This window comes from Actinoplanes utahensis (genome assembly GCF_016862455.1).
GTDB classification, from domain to species: Bacteria; Actinomycetota; Actinomycetes; order Mycobacteriales; family Micromonosporaceae; genus Actinoplanes; species Actinoplanes utahensis.
The window spans coordinates 90,464-107,743 of record NZ_BOMZ01000071.1 but is presented as its reverse complement, the minus strand read 5'-3'; the positions used below and the strand labels follow the sequence as shown (position 1 = coordinate 107,743).

The 17,280-nt window shown below is 70.8% G+C and carries 16 protein-coding genes; 4 read left to right on the top strand and 12 right to left on the bottom strand.

What is annotated here, in order from left to right; translation table 11 throughout:
- Positions 1–4 precede the first annotated feature (4 nt).
- Together Aut01nite_RS24485 and pseI are read left to right on the top strand one after the other, a co-directional pair.
- Entirely contained in the window at positions 5–454 is a 450-nt protein-coding gene (locus tag Aut01nite_RS24485; protein WP_043522610.1) for a GNAT family N-acetyltransferase, read from the top strand.
- A complete protein-coding gene (pseI, locus tag Aut01nite_RS24480) occupies positions 451–1,467 on the top strand; it encodes a pseudaminic acid synthase (RefSeq protein ID WP_043522611.1) in 1,017 nt (338 codons plus the stop codon). Before Aut01nite_RS24485 ends, pseI begins: the two co-directional genes overlap by 4 nt.
- A gap of 52 nt (positions 1,468–1,519) precedes the next feature.
- Here the strand turns inward: pseI and Aut01nite_RS24475 are convergent, their stop codons facing one another.
- Together Aut01nite_RS24475 and Aut01nite_RS24470 are read right to left on the bottom strand one after the other, a co-directional pair.
- Positions 1,520–3,259: a hypothetical protein gene (locus Aut01nite_RS24475; protein WP_043522612.1), complete on the bottom strand. Its 1,740-nt coding sequence runs from the start codon at positions 3,257–3,259 to the stop codon at positions 1,520–1,522.
- A complete protein-coding gene (locus Aut01nite_RS24470) occupies positions 3,259–4,086 on the bottom strand; it encodes a hypothetical protein (protein WP_043522614.1) in 828 nt (275 codons plus the stop codon). Before Aut01nite_RS24470 ends, Aut01nite_RS24475 begins: the two co-directional genes overlap by 1 nt.
- A 319-nt stretch (positions 4,087–4,405) precedes the next feature.
- Here Aut01nite_RS24470 and Aut01nite_RS24465 point away from each other — a divergent pair, with 319 nt between their 5' ends.
- Together Aut01nite_RS24465 and Aut01nite_RS24460 are read left to right on the top strand one after the other, a co-directional pair.
- The gene (locus Aut01nite_RS24465) at positions 4,406–4,750 is read left to right on the top strand and encodes a fluoride efflux transporter FluC (protein WP_043522616.1); all 345 of its coding nucleotides are present in this window, start codon (positions 4,406–4,408) and stop codon (positions 4,748–4,750) included.
- Positions 4,747–5,115 carry a fluoride efflux transporter FluC gene (locus Aut01nite_RS24460; protein ID WP_043522617.1) on the top strand — a complete coding sequence of 123 codons (369 nt, stop codon included), beginning with the start codon at positions 4,747–4,749 and terminating at the stop codon, positions 5,113–5,115. The genes Aut01nite_RS24465 and Aut01nite_RS24460 overlap by 4 nt, the downstream gene beginning before the upstream one ends.
- On the opposite strand, the gene Aut01nite_RS24455 is transcribed toward Aut01nite_RS24460, so the two are convergent.
- The 10 genes from Aut01nite_RS24455 to Aut01nite_RS24410 form a co-directional block, all read right to left on the bottom strand.
- Positions 5,099–7,303, bottom strand: a complete 2,205-nt coding sequence (locus Aut01nite_RS24455) for an MMPL family transporter (protein WP_204037666.1) — start codon at positions 7,301–7,303, stop codon at positions 5,099–5,101. The genes Aut01nite_RS24460 and Aut01nite_RS24455 overlap by 17 nt on opposite strands.
- 71 nt (positions 7,304–7,374) lie before the next feature.
- Positions 7,375–8,019, bottom strand: a complete 645-nt coding sequence (locus Aut01nite_RS24450) for a response regulator (protein ID WP_043522620.1) — start codon at positions 8,017–8,019, stop codon at positions 7,375–7,377.
- A gap of 28 nt (positions 8,020–8,047) precedes the next feature.
- Positions 8,048–9,352 (bottom strand): sensor histidine kinase, encoded by a 1,305-nt coding sequence (locus Aut01nite_RS24445; RefSeq protein ID WP_043522621.1) that lies wholly within the window; start codon positions 9,350–9,352, stop codon positions 8,048–8,050.
- Between the two features lie 74 nt (positions 9,353–9,426).
- The gene (locus Aut01nite_RS24440; protein ID WP_043522623.1) at positions 9,427–11,715 is read right to left on the bottom strand and encodes a hypothetical protein; all 2,289 of its coding nucleotides are present in this window, start codon (positions 11,713–11,715) and stop codon (positions 9,427–9,429) included.
- Positions 11,716–11,738: 23 nt separating this feature from the next.
- On the bottom strand, positions 11,739–12,734 hold the full coding sequence (locus Aut01nite_RS24435; protein WP_043522624.1) for a glycosyltransferase family 2 protein: 996 nt from the start codon (positions 12,732–12,734) through the stop codon (positions 11,739–11,741).
- 65 nt (positions 12,735–12,799) lie between these two features.
- Positions 12,800–13,993 (bottom strand): acyl-CoA reductase, encoded by a 1,194-nt coding sequence (locus tag Aut01nite_RS24430; protein ID WP_043522626.1) that lies wholly within the window; start codon positions 13,991–13,993, stop codon positions 12,800–12,802.
- Complete coding sequence (locus tag Aut01nite_RS24425; RefSeq protein WP_043522627.1) at positions 13,990–15,024, bottom strand: LuxE/PaaK family acyltransferase; 1,035 nt, start codon at positions 15,022–15,024, stop codon at positions 13,990–13,992. The genes Aut01nite_RS24430 and Aut01nite_RS24425 overlap by 4 nt, the downstream gene beginning before the upstream one ends.
- Complete coding sequence (locus Aut01nite_RS24420; protein ID WP_043522628.1) at positions 15,021–16,244, bottom strand: AMP-binding protein; 1,224 nt, start codon at positions 16,242–16,244, stop codon at positions 15,021–15,023. Before Aut01nite_RS24420 ends, Aut01nite_RS24425 begins: the two co-directional genes overlap by 4 nt.
- A complete protein-coding gene (locus Aut01nite_RS24415; protein ID WP_052163213.1) occupies positions 16,241–16,972 on the bottom strand; it encodes an SDR family NAD(P)-dependent oxidoreductase in 732 nt (243 codons plus the stop codon). The genes Aut01nite_RS24420 and Aut01nite_RS24415 overlap by 4 nt, the downstream gene beginning before the upstream one ends.
- Entirely contained in the window at positions 16,969–17,211 is a 243-nt protein-coding gene (locus Aut01nite_RS24410; protein WP_043522631.1) for an acyl carrier protein, read from the bottom strand. The genes Aut01nite_RS24415 and Aut01nite_RS24410 overlap by 4 nt, the downstream gene beginning before the upstream one ends.
- Positions 17,212–17,280 lie beyond the last annotated feature (69 nt).

Here is a 17,280-nt window from a genome sequence, read left to right as displayed (position 1 = left end):
CGACGTGCTTCGACCCGCCCGTGACACCGACCGTGACCTGGTCCTTCCCTGGCGCAACCACCCCTCGGTGCGTGCCGTCAGCCTGACCACTCACGAAATCAAGCCCGCCGAGCACGCCGCCTGGTGGGCCAAGAGAAGTGGCGACGTCCTGATCTATGAGGAGGACGGCGTCCCCGCCGGGGTGGTGATCTTCAACGGCAACACCTGGTCGTTCTACCTCGACGTCGAGGGGCTCGGCCAGCGTCTCCTGCCCGCGTGGATGCGGCTGGAGAAAGAGGCCGTCGAGTACGCGTTCGGCACCCTCGGCCTGGAGACCCTCGGCGGCGAGACGCTCGCCGACAACAAGCAGGTTCTCGCGTTGCACCGGCGATTCGGGTTCCGCGAGACGCGCAGATATGAACGACTGATCGACGGAGTCCCGAAGACGGTCGTCTGGACGGAGAGAAGCAAATGAGCAGCAAGAAGCCGTACATCGTCGCCGAGATGTCGGGTAACCACAACGGTTCCCTGGAGCGCGCACTGCAGCTGGTGGACGCCGCGGCCGACGCCGGCGCGGACGCCATCAAGATCCAGACGTACACCGCGGACACCATGACCGTGGACGTCAAGCACCCGCGCTTCCAGATCTCCTCCGGTCACGACCTGTGGGGCGGCGACTACCTCTACCAGCTCTTCGAGCGGGCGCACACCCCGTGGGACTGGCACGCGCCGATCTTCGAGCGGGCCCGCGAGCGGGGCATCACGCCGTTCTCCAGCCCGTTCGACCGGACCGCGGTCGAGCTGCTGGAGAAGCTGGACGCGCCGATGTACAAGATCGCGTCCTCGGAGATCACCGACCTGCCGCTGGTCCGCCTCGCCGCGTCGACCGGCAAGCCGATCATCATCTCCACCGGCATGGCCACGCTCCGGGAGATCACCGCCGCGGTCGAGGCCGCCCAGGGCGCCGGCGCCACCGACATCACCGTGCTGAGCTGCACCGCCTCCTACCCCGCGCCGCCGGAGGCCACCAACCTGCGCCGCATCCCGGTCCTCGCCGAGGCGCTGCGCCTGCCGATCGGCCTGAGCGACCACACCATGGGCATCGGTGTGCCGATCGCCGCCGTGGCGTTCGGCGCCGTGCTGATCGAGAAGCACTTCACCCTGGACCGGGCCGACGGCGGCGTCGACTCGGCGTTCTCGCTCGACCAGGCCGAACTGAAGGCGCTCGTCGTCGAGTCGGAGCGGGCCTGGCAGGCGCTCGGCACCACCGAGATCGGGCCGAATGAGTCGGAGAAGGAGAGCCTGCGGTTCCGGCGCTCGCTCTACGTCGTCACCGACGTGAAGGCCGGCGACCCGGTCACCGCGGAGAACGTGCGCTCGATCCGCCCGACCGGCGGTCTCGAGCCGGACCAGATCGGGACCGTGCTGGGGCGTACCTTCAAGGAGGACGCGGCCAAGGGCACGCCGCTGACCTGGGACATCATCTGATCTCTTGACGGATGCGAGAGGCGGCGGGCTTCCGGCCCGCCGCCTCTCGCGCCTATTTCCGGACCTTCTTGTACGCCTTCTTCGCCAGCATCAGGCCACGGCCGCTCCAACTGCGGCGCAGCAGCTGCAGCTCGAAGTCCATCTTGCTGAGCGCCGAGTCCCGGGACCGGATGATCTGCTCGGTCCACTCCATCATCGCCAGCAGGTGACTGGCCTGGTACCGCTGCCGCCAGAGCGCCTCGGTGAGCTCCTCGTACCCGGCCACGTCGAGCGGGGCGGTGCCCGGCTGCACGGCCAGCAGCGCCAACTTGTGCGCCTGCCGCTCGCCCTGGGTCAACCCGAACTCGGCGCCGTCCAGCACCACCTGCAGGTCGATCGCGGCCCGCAGCTCCTCGTCGGCGAGACTCCGGCCGGCCATGCCGACCAGGATCGCGGCCAGGTCGGCGGCGCTCGCGGTGACCGGCCACGGGTGCGGCCGGCCCCAGGTGATCAGCCGGACCGCGAACTGCCACAGGGCCCGGACCAGCACGATCTCCACCGGCACGGCCTCGACCGGCTCCCAGCGGGCGGCCAGCACGGTCGGGCCGGCGGGGGTGATCGCGACACCGGACAGGTCGGCCAGCGCGACCGGGCCGTCGACCAGGCCGTCCCGGGCGTGCGTGGCCAGCCAGGACTCGTACTGCGCGATCTCCTGCCGCAACCGCCGCACGTCCGCGGCCGCGCACAGCTCCAGCAGCCGCTGCTCCAGCAGGTAACCACCGGTGTGCGGGGCGACCGGCACGTCCAGCCGGCGCAGCCCCTCCCGCTCCATCGGGCCGTCGTGCGGCACCAGCACCTTCGGCCCGTCGGCGGTCACCGTGTAGGTGAAGGCGCCGTGCACGTCACCGACGAGCACGTCGTGCCACGTGGTGCGGGCCGCCGGGACGTCGCCGGGCGCCCGCGCGATCACCAGCCAGCCACCGGCGACGGTGTCCTCGGCGCCGGCCCGCAGCGCCCGGCCGACCAGGCGGCGCGGGTCGCTGAGCACCGGGCGGTTGCGGAAGGCGGTGGTGTACGCCTGCTCCAGCACGGACTGAAGCCAGGGCCGCAGCGGCGAGGCGACGTCACCCAGGGCGTCGCCGCCGATCAGCACGGCGGGGGTGGCCGGTTCGGGGAACGCCGCGTACGCCACATCCACCACCAGCCCGGCCTCGGTCAGCCGGGCGGTGAGCTGCTCACGGGCGGCCGGGTTGTCGGCGACCTGCCCGTCGGAGGGGTACCAGGCGGCGTCGTCGCGCTGCCGGCGACCCGGCTCCAGGCGGACCGTGTGGTGCGCGCCGAGCTGGTTGTCGTGCATCAGGACCAGCGCGCCGTCCGGCCGGACCGCCTGCGCGAGCCGGTCCAGCAGCTCACCGGCGGACAACTGGTCGCCCTCGGCCGAGTTCAGCCGCTGGATGCCGTCGGCCGCGACCACCAGGTCGAACCCGGTGGTCAGGTCCACCTTGCCGAACGCGCCAGCCAACACCGAGATGGTCGGATGGGTCCGGGCGGCCTGCTCGGCGTCGGCGAGCGAGCGCAGCAGCCAGGTGACCTCGGCCCCGCCGGCGGCCAGCGCGGCGACCACCTCGTCCGGGTGCGGGCCGGCGACCAGGACGGTCCGCCCCGGGCCGCCCAGCTCGACGATCAGATGGGTCAGCAGCGCGTTGCGCCGACCGCGGGTGTCGCTCCAGTTGAACATCTCGCCGCCGAACCGGGTCAGGTTGGTCAGCGGCGGGGCGGCCAGTGCCGCGGCCATGTCCGGACGGTCCGGCATCACACGTACCCTTCCTTGGGCCAGCCCAGGAGCTTGCGCAGCTCGTCCGGACCGGCCAGTTCGTCGGCGCCCAGTTGGACCCGGGCGAGCTGGTGGCAGGCGTCGTAATCGGTCTGCCGGCCGTAGACCTCCGGCCACTGTCGGTGCAGACGTGGCTCGCCGCCGAACGTCATGTCGGCGTTGTCGAGGACCATCGGGTCGCCGTAGACCGCGACCTCGCGGCCGGCGAGGGCGCCGTACCAGATCGCGCTGCACAGCCGATTGGAGACCACCCGCTTGTGGCGGCGCAGTTCGGCGAGCTGATTGACCAGGAAGTCACGGTTGTGGTCCCGCCACCAGAAACCGCGGTAGCCATGGCAGATCACCCGGAATCCGGCCTTCTCGTAGAGTGCGCGCACCGCCCGCATCCGGTACTCGTTCCAGTACAGGCAGGCGGTGATCGGGCCGATCTCGGTCGCTCGCACCTCGTCGATGAGGCGCTGGTGGTCGCCGTGGACCTGCTGCCCCTCCCAGCCGTGGAAGGGGTAGAAGATGGTGCCCTCGGCGGGCGTGCCGTCGTCCGGCGTCATCTCCACCAGGTAGGAGAAGGGCGCCCCGACCACGACCGCGTTCCGTCGGCCCTGTGACCAGGAACGGCGCCGGGTCTCCTCGGACCAGACCAGAAGCCGGGAGCCGGAGACGTACGGCGTGCCGGGCGCCAGCCCGTCGCCGATGTTCCAGCCGTGCTGCAGGTAGCCCATGATCCGTGGCGGATGCATCGGTTCGGCGATGCGGCAGTACCGGGCCAGGATGTGCGCGTGCCCGTAATGATGATTGGCGTGGTGCATTCTCTTCCCGCTCCGTCCGCGCGTGCGGAGCCGCACGGTATCAGCCTTACATAAGCGAACCCTGTGATTGTGCGCCTATTTTGTGATCATGATGTCGATTTGTCGCCATAGCCTACCGGCACCAGGGCCGGAAGATTCGTACGTCACCTTGATACCACCGCCGTGACAGCGCTCCGGGGCCGCCATCGAGCAAGTCAAGATCTTGATCTACAGTGGACGGTACGGAACGCTCCCCAGCAGGAGCTCCGGAAACCGGCCGGGGTGGACGCCGCCACGTCCCCCCGGCCGCCCGGTCTCCCGTGGTCTACCGTCGGTGACCATGGCTCTCGACGTGGACCGCGCCGCGCTGGCCGCCGTCTCGACCGGCGGCATGCTCGGCGCCCTGGCCCGGTTCGGCATCGCCGCCGCCCTCCCGCACCCGCCCGGCGGGTTCCCGTGGTCCACCTGGGTGGTGAACGTCTCCGGTTGCTTCCTCATCGGAGTCCTCAACACCCGGGTCGAGCGGCGCCTGCCCCGCCTGTTCCTCGGCACCGGGGTGCTCGGCGGTTACACCACCTTCTCCACCGCGATCGCCGAGACCTCCCAGGCCGGGCTGATCTATCTGGCCGCGACCCTGGCCGGCGCCGTCCTCGCGGTCCTGGCCGGAAGCCTGCTCGCCCGGTGACCGCCCTGCTGGTGGCGCTCGGCGCCGCGGTCGGCGCGCCGCTGCGTTACCTGACCGACCAGGTGATGCGAGCCCGATTCGGTACGGCGTTCCCGTGGGGCACCCTCGCGGTCAACGTGGCCGGCTCGTTCCTTCTCGGCCTGCTGCTCGGCCTGCCGCTGTCGCCCGGCCTGGTGGCGCTGCTCGGCACCGGGTTCTGTGGGGCGCTCACCACGTACTCGACGTTCAGCTGGGAGATCCTGGCGATGGCCCGGCGCCGGGAGCGGATCGCCGCCGCGGGGTACGCGCTGCTGAGCATCACGGCAGGAGTGGGCGCCGCCGTGATCGGCGGCGCCCTGGCCCACTCGCTCAGCTCACCGGGGTGAGCTCCCGGTCGTCACCGGCCCGGACCGGCCCGGCCGGCGCCGGCGGCTCGTGCGCGATCTCCGGCAGCCAGCCCAGCCACTTCGGCAGCCACCAGTTCGCCCGGCCGAGCAGCGCCATCACCGACGGCAGCAGCACCGCCCGGACGATCGTGGCGTCCAGCAGGACCGCCGCGGCCAGGCCGATGCCCAGTTCCTTGGTGGCGGTCAGCGGCAACGTGGCGAAGAGGGCGAACACCGCGACCATCACCACGGCCGCGCTGGTGATCACGCCGGCGGTCCGGCCGATGCCCTCCCGCACCGCCTCCCGGGTCGGCAGGCCGCGGTCGTAACCCTCACGGATCCGGCTCACCACGAAGACGTGGTAGTCCATCGACAAGCCGAACAGGATCACGAACAGGAACATCGGGATCCAGTTGGTGATGCCGCCACCGGAGACGAAGCCGAGCTGGTCCTCGAAGTTGCCGTACTGGAAGACGAAGACCAGCATGCCGTAGCAGGCGGCCACCGACAGCAGGTTCAGCAGCAGACCGGTGACCGCCACCACGACCGACCGGAACGACACCAGCAGCAGCACGAACGCCAGCCCGAGGACGAACGTGAACACCATCGGCAGGGTCTTCGCCAACTGCGCGTTGTAGTCGACACCGCCCGCGGTCGAGCCGGTGACCAGCGCGGTCGCCCTGCCGATCCGCCCGAAGGTGTCCGGCACGACGTCCTCGCGCAGCAGCTTCAGCGCGTCGACCGCGACACTGTCGCTCTCCTTGCCGGCCAGGCCGACCGAGACCACCGCGACGTTCCCCGCCGGGTTGACCTCGACGGTCACCGGCTCGGCGAGCTTGCCGCCGCTCTGGCGCACCGCGGTCGTGAAGGAGGCCAGCGCCTGCTGGAACTCGGGACTCTTCACCGAGTCGTCCTCGACCACGACCTGCGCCGGGCTGTTCTTCGTCGGGAAGGCCTCCCCGATGGCGACGAAGGCCCGCACCACCGGGTCGCTCGGCGCGATGTCCTGGATGCTCTGGCCCCGGGTCTTGAGGTCCAGCGCGGGATAGGCGAGGGCGCCGAGAGCGGCGACGGCGATCAGGGCGGAGATCAAGGGCTTCGCGAGTACGACCTTGAGCAGCGCATTCCAGACCCGGCCGTCACTGTTCCGCCGGTACAGGCCAGGGATCTTGATGGCGTCGACCCGGTCACCGAGCGCCGAGAGCACGGCCGGCAGCACGGTCAGCGAGCCGAGCACGGCCGTGGCCACCACCAGGATGGTGCCGGCGGCGAAGCTGACGAAGACGACGTCCTGGGTGAAGAACATGCCGGCCATGGCCACGATGACGGTCAGCCCGGAGATCCAGATCGACCGGCCGGAGGTCTGCGCGGCGATCATCAGCGCCCGGTGCGGATCGGCGCCGGCACGGCGCTCGTCACGTTCCCGCCGGATGTAGAAGAGGCAGTAGTCGACGCCGACGGCCAAGCCGATCAGCAGCATGACGTGCGTGGTCTCGTCGACCGCGGGAGCGAACCGGCTGGCGGCCGCCATCAGGCCGATCGCGGCGACCACCGACATGATCGCCAGGAGCACCGGGAGGAACGACGCGACCACCGCGCCGAAAGCGACCAGCAGGATGCCCAGCGTCACCGGGATGGACAGCATCCCGAGCCGGGTCAGCCCGTCCTCCAGCTTCTCGGTCTGCAGCTTGTTCGCGCTCGCGCCGCCGGCCTCGGCGATGTAGAGGCCGGGGTGGGCCGCCTGCACCCGGGCTATCGCGTCCAGCGCGGGAGCGACCCGTTCGCCGGACGTCTCCGGGTCACCGGCGATGTCGAAGGTGATCAGAGTCGACCGGCCGTCCGGCGACGGGATCGGCTCCTGGATGCCGGTGACGCCGGTCACCGTGCCGAGCACCCGGGTGACCTCGGCCGTCGCGGCCCCCCGATCGGCGCTCGACCGGTTCTGGATCAGCACCATCTCGCCGGCCGGCTGCTCCGGGAAGCCGGCCGCCGCCACGATCCGGTCCGCGTCGCCGGAGTCCCCGTGCCCGGCTGTCCCCTCGTCCGCCTGGTGGGTCCCGATCTGGCCGCTGAGGACGACCGTTGCTATCACGAAGACGATCCAGCCGAGGATCGCGAGCGTCCGATGGCGGGCGCTCCAGATCGCGACGCGGGCCGCGATCCCCTTGACGTTTTCCCTGTTCTCCATGGGGAAGACGCTATGGACTCCGCAGTGGCCGGACGATACCGAAGGCACCCCGGTCCGGGGTAGGGCTAGCCCTACGCCTGGAGGTAGGCGAGCACTGCCAGGACCCGCCGGTGCTGCTCATCGTCCTGGTGCAGACCCAGCTTGGTGAAGATGTTGCGGACGTGCTTCTCCACCGCGCCGTCGGTGACCACCATCTTGCGGGCGATCGCGGTGTTCGACATGCCCTCGGCCATCAGGGTCAGCGCCTGCCGCTCCCGCGGGGTCAGGCTGCGCAGCGGATCGTCACGCCGGCGCCGGACCAGCAGCTGGGCGACCACCTCGGGATCCAGCACGGTGCCGCCCTCGGCGACCCGGCGCAATCCGTCGAGGAACTCGGCGATCACCGAGACCCGGTCCTTGAGCAGATAGCCGACCGCCCCACGGCGGTCGGCGAGAAGATCGTCGGCGTACGACACCTCGACGTACTGGGACAGCACCAGGATCGGGCTGCCCGGCACCGCGGCCCGCGCCTCGACGGCGGCCCGCAGGCCCTCGTCGGTGTGCGACGGCGGCATCCGGACGTCCACGATGGAGACGTCCGGACGATGTTCCTTGATCGCGTCCACAAGGGAGGGCCCGTCCCCGACGGCCGAGACGACGGTGTGACCGTTCTCCTCGACGAGCCGGATCAGGCCCTCCCGCAACAGCACCGCATCATCGGCAATGACCACCCGCATGCGGTCATGCTGTCAGACTTCGCTCCGTTCAGAGCGGCAATGCCGCCGTGAGCCGCGTCCCCTCCCCCTGCGGGCTGTCCACCGAGAGAACGCCGCCGGCCGCCCGCACCCGGTCGTCGAGACCGGCCAGCCCGTGCCCCTTCGCCAGGCTCGCCCCGCCCACCCCGTCGTCGGCGACCGTCACGATCAGGCCGGTGGCGATCCGCTGCACGCTGACCTGCACCTCGTTGGCGTAGCTGTGCTTCGCGACGTTGGTCAGCGCCTCCGCCACCACGAAGTACGCGGTCGACTCGACGGCCGGCTCCAACCGGTCCAGCGGCGGCGCGTCCAGATCCACCGGAATCGTGCAGCGGCCGGCCAGCGCGGTCAGCGCCGCCCGCAGGCCCCGGTCGACCAGGATCGGCGGGGCGATACCGCGGGACAGGGCACGCAGCTCGTCCAAGGTCTCCCGGGTCTGGGCGAGCGCCTCCGCCACGATCGCCCGGGCCCGGTCCGGGTCGGCGGTGAACTGCTGCTCGGCCCGGCCCAGATCCATCGCCAGCCGGACCAGCCGCTGCTGCGGGCCGTCGTGGATGTCACGCTCCAGCTTGCGCAGCGCCACCGCCTCGGCCGAGACCGCCGCCGCCTTCTGCTGCTGGGCCACGTCCCGGGCCTCCTCGGCCACGGCGATCTGCTCGCGCAATGCCGAGACGCTGACCAGCAGCCCCTTGGCGAAGTGCGCCTCCATCAGCGCGGCGCCGCGGACCACCCAGTACAGCGTGCCGGCGAAGAACACACCGATGCTGAAGTTGAAGAGGACCCGGGTGCCCATCGTGTCCTGGAACCCGAGCAGTTCGTGCAGCTCGTGGTTGTCCGGCGTGTGCGGCAGGGCCCAGTCCCACAGCGGGACGGTGAGACCGGCGAGCGCGATCGACCACCAGGTGACGACGAAGCAGAAACCGAGGGTGTTCGGGATGAACCGGAAGATCGCGTGGAGCAGGTCCAGCCACGTCTGCCCGTCGGAGAGCGGGCCGAAGGTCCGTCGCAGGGCGCCCTCGCCGCGGACCCGCTTGTACCGCGGGTGCGGCATCCGGCGGCCGAGCACCGGGCCGATCCGGGCCCGCTCGGCCATCGCGAAACCCCGGGACAGCATCAACGTGCCGACCAGGATCGGCAGGCCCACCCAGATGATCGCGGTACTGATGCCGAGCGCGAACCCGCTGAGACCGACCACGAAAGTCACCATGCCGATCGGGAAACCGATCAGCACGTACTGCGTGTCGATACCGAGCTGGCGGAAGTACCGGCCCACCAGGCTCCGGGTGGGCGCCGCGTCGGCGTGTGTGGTCGTCATGCCACAGACGCTATGCACCGGCGCCCACCCACGCGATCCCGTGGGCCGCCCACCCGAAGGTAGGGATAACCCGACTACGCCGGGCGCAGCTCGTAGATGGTGACCGTGCCCTGGGTGTGCCGGACGTCGGCGACCTGGGCCAGCGCCGGCGAGACGGCTCCGGCACGGCTGTCGGCGAAGAGCCACCGCACACCGAACCGGTCCCGCAGCTCCGCGACGTCCGCCGCCGCGCCGGTCCGGAAGACCCGCTCGTTCAGCGCGAACACCTCGGGGTACGGCGCCGGCTGGTTGGCGTAGTAAAGCCCGTTCCTGCCGTTCGCCGCCACCGACTGGTCGGCGTATCCCCAGCTTTCGACGAGCGTACGCCGCCCGCCCAGCCCGGCCACCCAGAAAGCCCGCGCGTTGCAGTTCTCCCTGGCCTTGATCGGCGTGCAGTGCACGTTGGTGGCGACCAGATCCTCCTCGCCGGCGTTCTCCTCCAGCCAGAGCGCGGCACGCATCTCCTGCTCCGTGACCGCCGACGGGCTGGCCGCCGACGACTTCGGCGGCGCGTCGGTGATCCGCTTGGCGGTCTGGACGACCCCGTTGGCCAGGCCGCCGCCCACGATCGCGGCGAGCAGCAGAACCGGCAGCGCCCGCAGCGCCCGTTTCCGCCAGATCGCCACCCCGATGACGGCCGGCACCACGACCACCGCGGCGGTGGTCAGCACCGGCACGGCCAGTGCCCATGCCCAGTCGGCGACGGACGGTTCGGCCGGCGCCTTCACCTCGGGCGCCAGCACCTGCCAGGCCGCGCCGGCCACCCCGCCGAGCACCGGGACGAGCCAGGTCCGGATCCGGTCGGCGAACGTCCAGGCGGTCAGCACCGCGGCCATCGGCAGCACACCGGTGTAGAAGTAGCCCTGGCTGAGCGACGGGTGCGCGAACGCCCACAGCCCGCCCGCGCCGGCCACCACGATCCCGCCGAACAGCCAGCGCACCGGATCGACCGTGCCGGCCGTCTCCTCCCGGCGGTGCGGCCACACCAGCAGGCCGACCAGGCGCGGCGCCTGCATCAGCGCCCACCAGGCCAGCAGCCCGACGACGAACGCCCAGCCCGCGGCGTCCGCCCCGGCCAGGCCCGGGACCAGGAAGCCCTTCTCGGCCGTGCCCTCGCCGGCGCCGAGGGTCTGCGCGTACGGCGCCATCCAGTGCAACGCCTGCAACGGCTGGATGAGCAGGGTGCCCGCCCCGCCGCCGGCGAAGAGCCGGAACCCGAGCACGATGCCGAAGACGATGGCGCCGAGCAGACCGACAGCCGTCCACGGGATCCGGCGCCGCCGCCACAGCAGCACCACCCCGGCCAGACCGACACCGGCGGCCAGCGGTGGCAGCACACTGGACTTGGCGCCGGCACAGGCCAGCGCCAGCAGCGGCAGCAGCGCCCAGGCCCCGCGCAGCGGGCGGCCCCGCAGGGCCTCCGTCGCGAGCAGGGTGAAGAGCCCGATGAGCGGCAGCGCGTACACCTGGGAAGGGCTCAGGAAGGTGAGCGGGACGCCGCCCAGCATCGGCGTGATCGGGCCGCCCAGCGTCAGGGCGTACCCCACGAAGCCGAGAGCGGCGGCCAGCGCGCCCACCCACCAGCGTCCCGCGGCGGACCGGCCGAGCGCGGCGAAGACCACGACCGCGACGGCCGCGATCGGCAGCACCCACAGACGCAGCAGCACGTTCGCCGCCGGGATGCCGGTGATCATGCTGGCCGCGGCCATGTCCGCGTCGGAGAGGAAGTGGTAGCGCAACGCGTCGCCGGCGACCTGCGGCACCTCGAACGGCATCGTGCGCGTCATCTCGTGCACGAGCGCCAGGTGGTAGTAGAGGTCCTGGTAGATCACGGCGGTGTCGGGTGGCAACTCGGTGCCCTCGAACGCCGTGATGCCCCACAGCGCCACCATCACCAGCACCGCGGCGACCGCCCACGACCAGGCCACCGGCAGCGGGGCAGGCTCGCTGATCAGCCAGTGCCGGCGCAGTCGCGGCACCGCCAGGAACAGCACGGCGATCAGCGCGGGCCAGGCCGGCAGCCAGTCCTGCAGGCCGGTGGCCGCGCCGAGGGCCCAGCCGAGCAGCAGGACGACCAGGCCGGTGGCGGCGCCCAGGCCGAGGTCCTCCGGCCAGTTGCCGCGGCTTCCGTACAGGCCGCGGAACACCAGGGTGCCCGGCACCACCACGGCGAGCAGGAAGTACGCCGCGTACAGGGCGATCTGCCGGTCCGGAGTCTCGAACGCGTGCAGGACACCGAACGCGACAGCGGCCGGGAAGATCCACGGCAGCAGCCGCAGCAGCACCCCGGCGATCGGGCGCCGCGCCTTCGGAGCCGAAGCCACCTCAGGCGCGTTCAGCACTACGGTCACGGCATGGTCGCGGGGGTACGCTGCGCCGGAACGGCAGCGACCACCGGTGTCTCGGTCACGTCGGCCGAGTCGTACCCGATCTGGAACGCCGGACGGTTCTGCAGGGCCCGGTAGATCCGGGCGATGTACTCGCCGAGCAGGCCCAGGCAGATCAACTGGACCGCGGCGAACAGCAGGACCGCCAGGAACAGCGAGGTCCAGCCCGGGATGACGGTGCCGTTGGCCCACACCACGACGCCGAAGACCATGAAGATCAGCGAGCCGGCGAAAGCGGTCATGCCCAGCCAGGTGGCCAGCCGCAGCGGGGCGGCGGTGAAGTCCGCGGTGCTGTCCCAGGCCAGGGAGATCATCTTGCGCAGCGGGTATTTCGTCTCGCCGGCGACCCGCTTCTCCCGCACGTAGCTGACCGTGCCGGAGGTGAAGCCGAGTGACGGGATCAGCAGCCGGTAGACCGGGACCTGGTCGCCCATCCGGCGCAGCACGTCCACCACCGAACGGCGGACCAGCCGGAAGTCGCCGGCCTGCTGCGGCAGGTCGGGGCCGACGATGCGGCGCATCAGCTTGTAGTACAGCCCCGCGGTGTTCCGCTTGAAGATGGTGTCGGTGCTGCGGTCGCTGCGGACGCCGTAGACGACGTCCAGGTTCTCGTCGCGGGAGAGGCGCACCATGTCGCCGATGGTCTCCGGCGGGTCCTGCAGATCCGCGTCGATGGTCACCACGAACTCGCCGCGGGCGCGGTGGAAGCCGGCGGTGAGCGCGGCCTGGTGCCCGCTGTTGCGCCGCAGCCGGACCAGCCGCAGCTGCGGCCACTCCAGGCGGTGCTTCTCGACGAGCGCGGCCGTGGCGTCGGCACTGCCGTCGTCCACGGCCACGACCTCGTACGTCTCGTCGAGCGCGTCCAGGACCGGCCGCAACCGCGCAACGAGGGCCGGGATCACCAGTTCCTCGTTGTACATCGGGATGACGACCGAGAGACCAGGGGGGTTGGTCATGGAATCAACCTAAGGTCGGGGGTATTCAGAAGGGAAGGTAGCCGGTCCGGTCACCCCCGGCCCTGCTACGGCTGAAGCGTGGTCAGTCTGGTGAATTCACTCGGCAGGTCGTAGCCGTCCCAGATGGCGCCGAAGGTCAGCGCCGACCCGAACGGCACGATCCGGTCGACGCCGCGGCCGCCCAGCTCGGTAGCGAAGGCCCGCAGCTCTGCCGGGGTGAACCCGAAGTGACTGACCGTCTGGTCCTGCCGGTTCATCGCCGGAACCAGATCGATGAGGGAGCCTACCTCAGCGAAGGGGAACGCGCCTGCCCCGATCCATCGACGGGGCGCCAGTTCGGTACCCGCAAGAGTGACGGCGGTCACCCGGTTGTCCGGGAAGTCCAGCGCGGTGGCGGCGCCGGTCGCGGCCAGCCCGTACGCGTTGACCCGCTTCTCCACCGCCATCGCCGCGTCCACCGTCCAGCCCCGCTGGTCGACGACACCGAGAAGCAGGTCCAGGAACTCGGACCGAACCTCCGATGTGTCCCCGTCCGCACCGACCAGGAAGACCGTGCGCGGGGAGGAGCAGGCGGCCTGGTCGAACCAGTACGCGTCGTTGGCGAACCCGACGACCGCGGCCTTGCGGGCGGCCGGGTCGGCGGCCCGCCAGCCGGGCACCGACAGCACCGCCCAGGACGTGCGGTCCGGGAAGGTGAGATCGCGCGCCGACGGCCGCAGCGGCTGCTTGCGGATGGTGTCCACGGCGGCGTCGCCACCCCAGATCACCCGCAGATCGCACCACTTGCTCAGCGCCGCGGTGACCGCGTCGTCGTAGCCGTAGGTGACCATCCGCTGGGTCCGGCCGATCACCGGATCGGAGTCGGCCAGCACCGCGTTCATCGAGTCCAGGATGACCTCGGCGGCACCCGCCGAGCGCGACGAGATCCGGACCACGTTGTGGTTGCCGGCCAGCGCGGAGATCGCCCACGAGTAGACGAAGATGGTGTCCACGTTGGCCGGAGGCAGGTGGAAGACGTTGCCCCGGGGGAAGACCAGCGCGTCCTGCCGGGCGGTCATCCGCTCGACCGAGCGCTTCAGCTCGGCCGGGCGCAGGAAGTAGCCGAGCGAGCCGAGCTCCGGGTGCTGCCGGGCGACCGCCGGGGCGAGGAGCTTGCGGGCCAGCTTGGCCAGGAAGTCCACCACCCGCGGGTCGCCGACGGCGAGCCGGTCGTCGGAGGGGGCGGTCAGGTCGCCTTCGACGCCGAAACGGAACTTCATGCCGCACTCCGATACGTGTCCGAGCAGCCACGGGCCTCGGCGCGGGGCAGCCGGCCGAGCACCGAGAAGCGCTTGCCGGGCCAGGCCCCGTCGTCGATGCCGTGCACCACACCCAGGTCCTCGGTGAGGAGGACATGACCGGGGTACGACGTGGGCAGGGTGCTGATCACCTCGATCAGGCCGGGTTTGCCGGGCGGCAGCTCGGCCCAGGTCTCCGGGTCACGGATGATCACGTCGGCGAAGTCGGGGCAGTACAGCGCCCCGCCGTCCGGCCCCTCGAGGAAGATCGTGCCGATCTGCTCGACCATGCCGTAGTAGTTGTGCACCCTGGTCAGGCCGACCCCGGCCAGCCGGGCGCGGAACTCCTCGGGCGAGACGGCCTGGTCGATCAGCTTCTTCCAGCCGCCGGAGTGGATCAGGATGCCGTTGCTCAGGTCCAGCTTGTGCTCCAGCGCCACCTCGTAGAGGTGCAGCCAGACCAGGAAGGTGAACCCGAAGATCAGGAACGGCTGGTCGCCGTGCTTGGCCAGGAAGCCGCGCAGCGCCTCGACGTCGACGTGGCCGTCCATGTCGAGCGCCCAGACGTGGTCGCGCCCGAAGGTGGACATGCCGAGCACGCCGGCGCCGCGGGCGCTGAACGAACGGCGGTCCTTCAGCATGGCCTTGGTGTCGACCAGGATCATCGGCAGCCGTTTCGGGCCGATCGCGGTCTGCACCGTGGCGGCCAGGCGTTTCTGCTGCTCGGCGGCGGCCGCCTTGTCCAGGTAGATCTTGCTGACGTCACCGGTGGTACCGCTGGACGTGAGCACCTTGAACACCTCGTCGTCCGGGATGCTCTTCAGGTCCAGCGTCTTGAACAGGCGGACCGGCAGCCACGGCAGGTCGGCGATCGATTCGGCCTTGGTGAAGCCGGACGCGGCGAGAATGCGGTCGTACGGCTCGCAGTTGGCCCGATGGTGCTCGGTCAACTCGGAGAGCTGTGCCAGCAGCACAGCCTCCTTCTCCGCCTGCGGAAGGGTGAAGACACTCACAGCGACGCCTCCAGGGCGCGGTAGTCGGTCTTGCCGTTGGGGAGCAACGGCAGGACCTCAATAATGCGCACGTCGACACCGGTGAAGTGGCTGCCGAGCCACTCGGCGATCTTGGTACGCAGCGCACGGGCCTCGTCAGCCGTGATGTTCTCGGCGAAAACGTGAAGCTTGTCATCCCCGGCCACGGCCGCGACCGGGAAGTGCTTCTCCACGTCGTCCAGGTTGATCCGGACGCCGAAGACCTTGCCCATCCGCTTGATCCGGCCGGTGATGAAGAGGAAGCCCTCGTCGTCGATCCGGCCCAGGTCACCGGTGTGCAGCACGCCACCCAGGTCGTCGCCGCGGGCCAGGTCAGCGGCGTTCTCGGCGTATCCCATCATGACGTTCGGACCGCGGTAGACGACCTCGTCGTCCTCGATCACGAAGGCGCCGCCGGGCATCGCCAGGCCGGCCGAGCCGAGCTTGTCGGCGATCCGGTCCGGGGGCAGACAGGCCATCCGGGGTGCGGCCTCGGTCTGGCCGTACATCACGAACAGCCGGCCGCCGGCGGACGCCATCCGGCCGGCGAAATCGGTCACCAGCTCGGCGCGCAACCGGCCACCGGCCTGCGTGAGGGTCCGCACCGACGGGTACTTCGCCGGGTCGAAGCGCAGGCGGCGCAGCATCTCGTACTGGTACGGCACGAACGCCATCGAGGTGACCCGGTGCTCGTTCACCGCCGTCCAGAAGTCCTTCTGCATGATGCCGGTGCGCTCGAGCACCACCGTCGCCCCGCGCAGCAGGTGCGAGTGCAGGACGCTCAGCCCGTACGAGTAGAAGAGTGGCAGTGTGGTGATCGCCACGTCGTCGGAGGTGATGCCGAGGCTCTCGGCCACCTGCTCGGCGTTGGCCCGCACCGCCGAGGCGGAGAGCCGCACCAGTTTCGGGTCGCCGGTGGACCCGCTGGTGGTGAGCATCAGCGCCAGGTCGGGGTGCAGATCGGTGGTGGTGTACCGCTCGATCAGCCGGGAGTGGTCGGCGTCCGGGTCGAGCAGCACGACCGGCTTGCCCAGCCGCAGCGCCGCCAGGTAACGAGCGACCGCCGCGACCGTGGTCTCCATCGGCATGAAGACCAGTGACTCACCGGCCAGCGCGGCGGCGGCCTCGTCGATCAGGGCAGGGGTCAGCGACTCCCCGGTTGCGGCGTCGATGACGCGGGCGTCCGGGTGGAGCAGGTTCACAGCGTCAGGCCTCCGTCGACCCCGATGATCTGGCCGGTGACGAACCGGGCCTGGTCGGAGAGAAGGAAAGTGATCACGTCGGCGACGTCCTCGGCGGTGCCGAGCCGGCCGAGCGCGGTGTCGGCGATCCGCTCGGCGCGGCCCGCCTCGTCCAAAGTGTCGAGCATGTCGGTGGCGATGAAGCCGGGAGCGACCGCGTTGACCCGGATGCCGCGGGAGCCGAGCTCCTTGGCCGCGGACTTGGTCAGCCCGACCACGGCCGCCTTGGAGGCGGCGTAGACGGCCTGACCGGCGACACCGTGGGTGCCGGTGATCGAGGCGGTCAGCACGACCGACGGTTTCTCCGCGCGCGCGAGCAGGCGGACCGCGTTCTGCAGGGTGTACGCCGCGCCCGCGGCGTTGACCGCGAAGAGCCGCTCGACAGTGGCGTCGGGGGTCATGCCGAGCATGCCGGCCGCGTGCGTGCCGGCGTTGACCACCAGCGCGTCCAGGCGCTTGAAGGTCTCGAAGGCCAGCCGGACCAGGGCCTTGCTGGTCGCCGGGTCGGCGATGTCACCGGCCGCGTGCTTGACCGTGACGCCGAACTTGCCGCTGAGGGCCTCCGCCGCCTCGGCGACGCCGGCCTCGCCGTGACCGTGCAGGACCAGGTCGTAGCCCTGCTCGGCGAGCCGGTGCGCGGTGGCCCGGCCGATGCCGCGCGACGCCCCGGTGACCAGGGCGACGCTCACTTGACGTCCACCCCGTATTTACCGAGGATCCGCACCGCTTCGTCGAAGCTGGACATGCCGATGACGTCATCGGTGTCGATCATCACCGAGAACTCGTCCTCGATGGTCGCGACCAGCGACATGTGTGCGAGCGAATCCCACTTCTCGTTGTCCTGGTAGCGCAGGTCGTCCACGGTCGCATCCGCCGGAAGATCGAGGGCGGTACGGAACGCGTCCCGTAGTCTCTGCAGCTCAGTCACGTGGTAACTCCAGGATGCTCGGGTGAACAGAGGAGTTCCACAATCCTCTAGGTTCCTGATCTAGGCGAC

Excerpts from the sequence above, each read along its gene's own strand:
- Aut01nite_RS24430 (WP_043522626.1), bottom strand. The coding sequence starts at position 13,993 with ATGAAGTTCCGTTTCGGCGTCGAAGGCGACCTGACCGCCCCCTCCGAC.
- Aut01nite_RS24455 (WP_204037666.1), bottom strand. The coding sequence starts at position 7,303 with ATGGAGAACAGGGAAAACGTCAAGGGGATCGCGGCCCGCGTCGCGATC.
- Aut01nite_RS24465 (WP_043522616.1), top strand. The coding sequence starts at position 4,406 with ATGGCTCTCGACGTGGACCGCGCCGCGCTGGCCGCCGTCTCGACCGGC.
- pseI (WP_043522611.1), top strand. The coding sequence starts at position 451 with ATGAGCAGCAAGAAGCCGTACATCGTCGCCGAGATGTCGGGTAACCAC.
- Aut01nite_RS24445 (WP_043522621.1), bottom strand. The coding sequence starts at position 9,352 with ATGACGACCACACACGCCGACGCGGCGCCCACCCGGAGCCTGGTGGGC.
- Aut01nite_RS24435 (WP_043522624.1), bottom strand. The coding sequence starts at position 12,734 with ATGACCAACCCCCCTGGTCTCTCGGTCGTCATCCCGATGTACAACGAG.
- Aut01nite_RS24470 (WP_043522614.1), bottom strand. The coding sequence starts at position 4,086 with ATGCACCACGCCAATCATCATTACGGGCACGCGCACATCCTGGCCCGG.
- Aut01nite_RS24450 (WP_043522620.1), bottom strand. The coding sequence starts at position 8,019 with ATGCGGGTGGTCATTGCCGATGATGCGGTGCTGTTGCGGGAGGGCCTG.
- Aut01nite_RS24475 (WP_043522612.1), bottom strand. The coding sequence starts at position 3,259 with ATGCCGGACCGTCCGGACATGGCCGCGGCACTGGCCGCCCCGCCGCTG.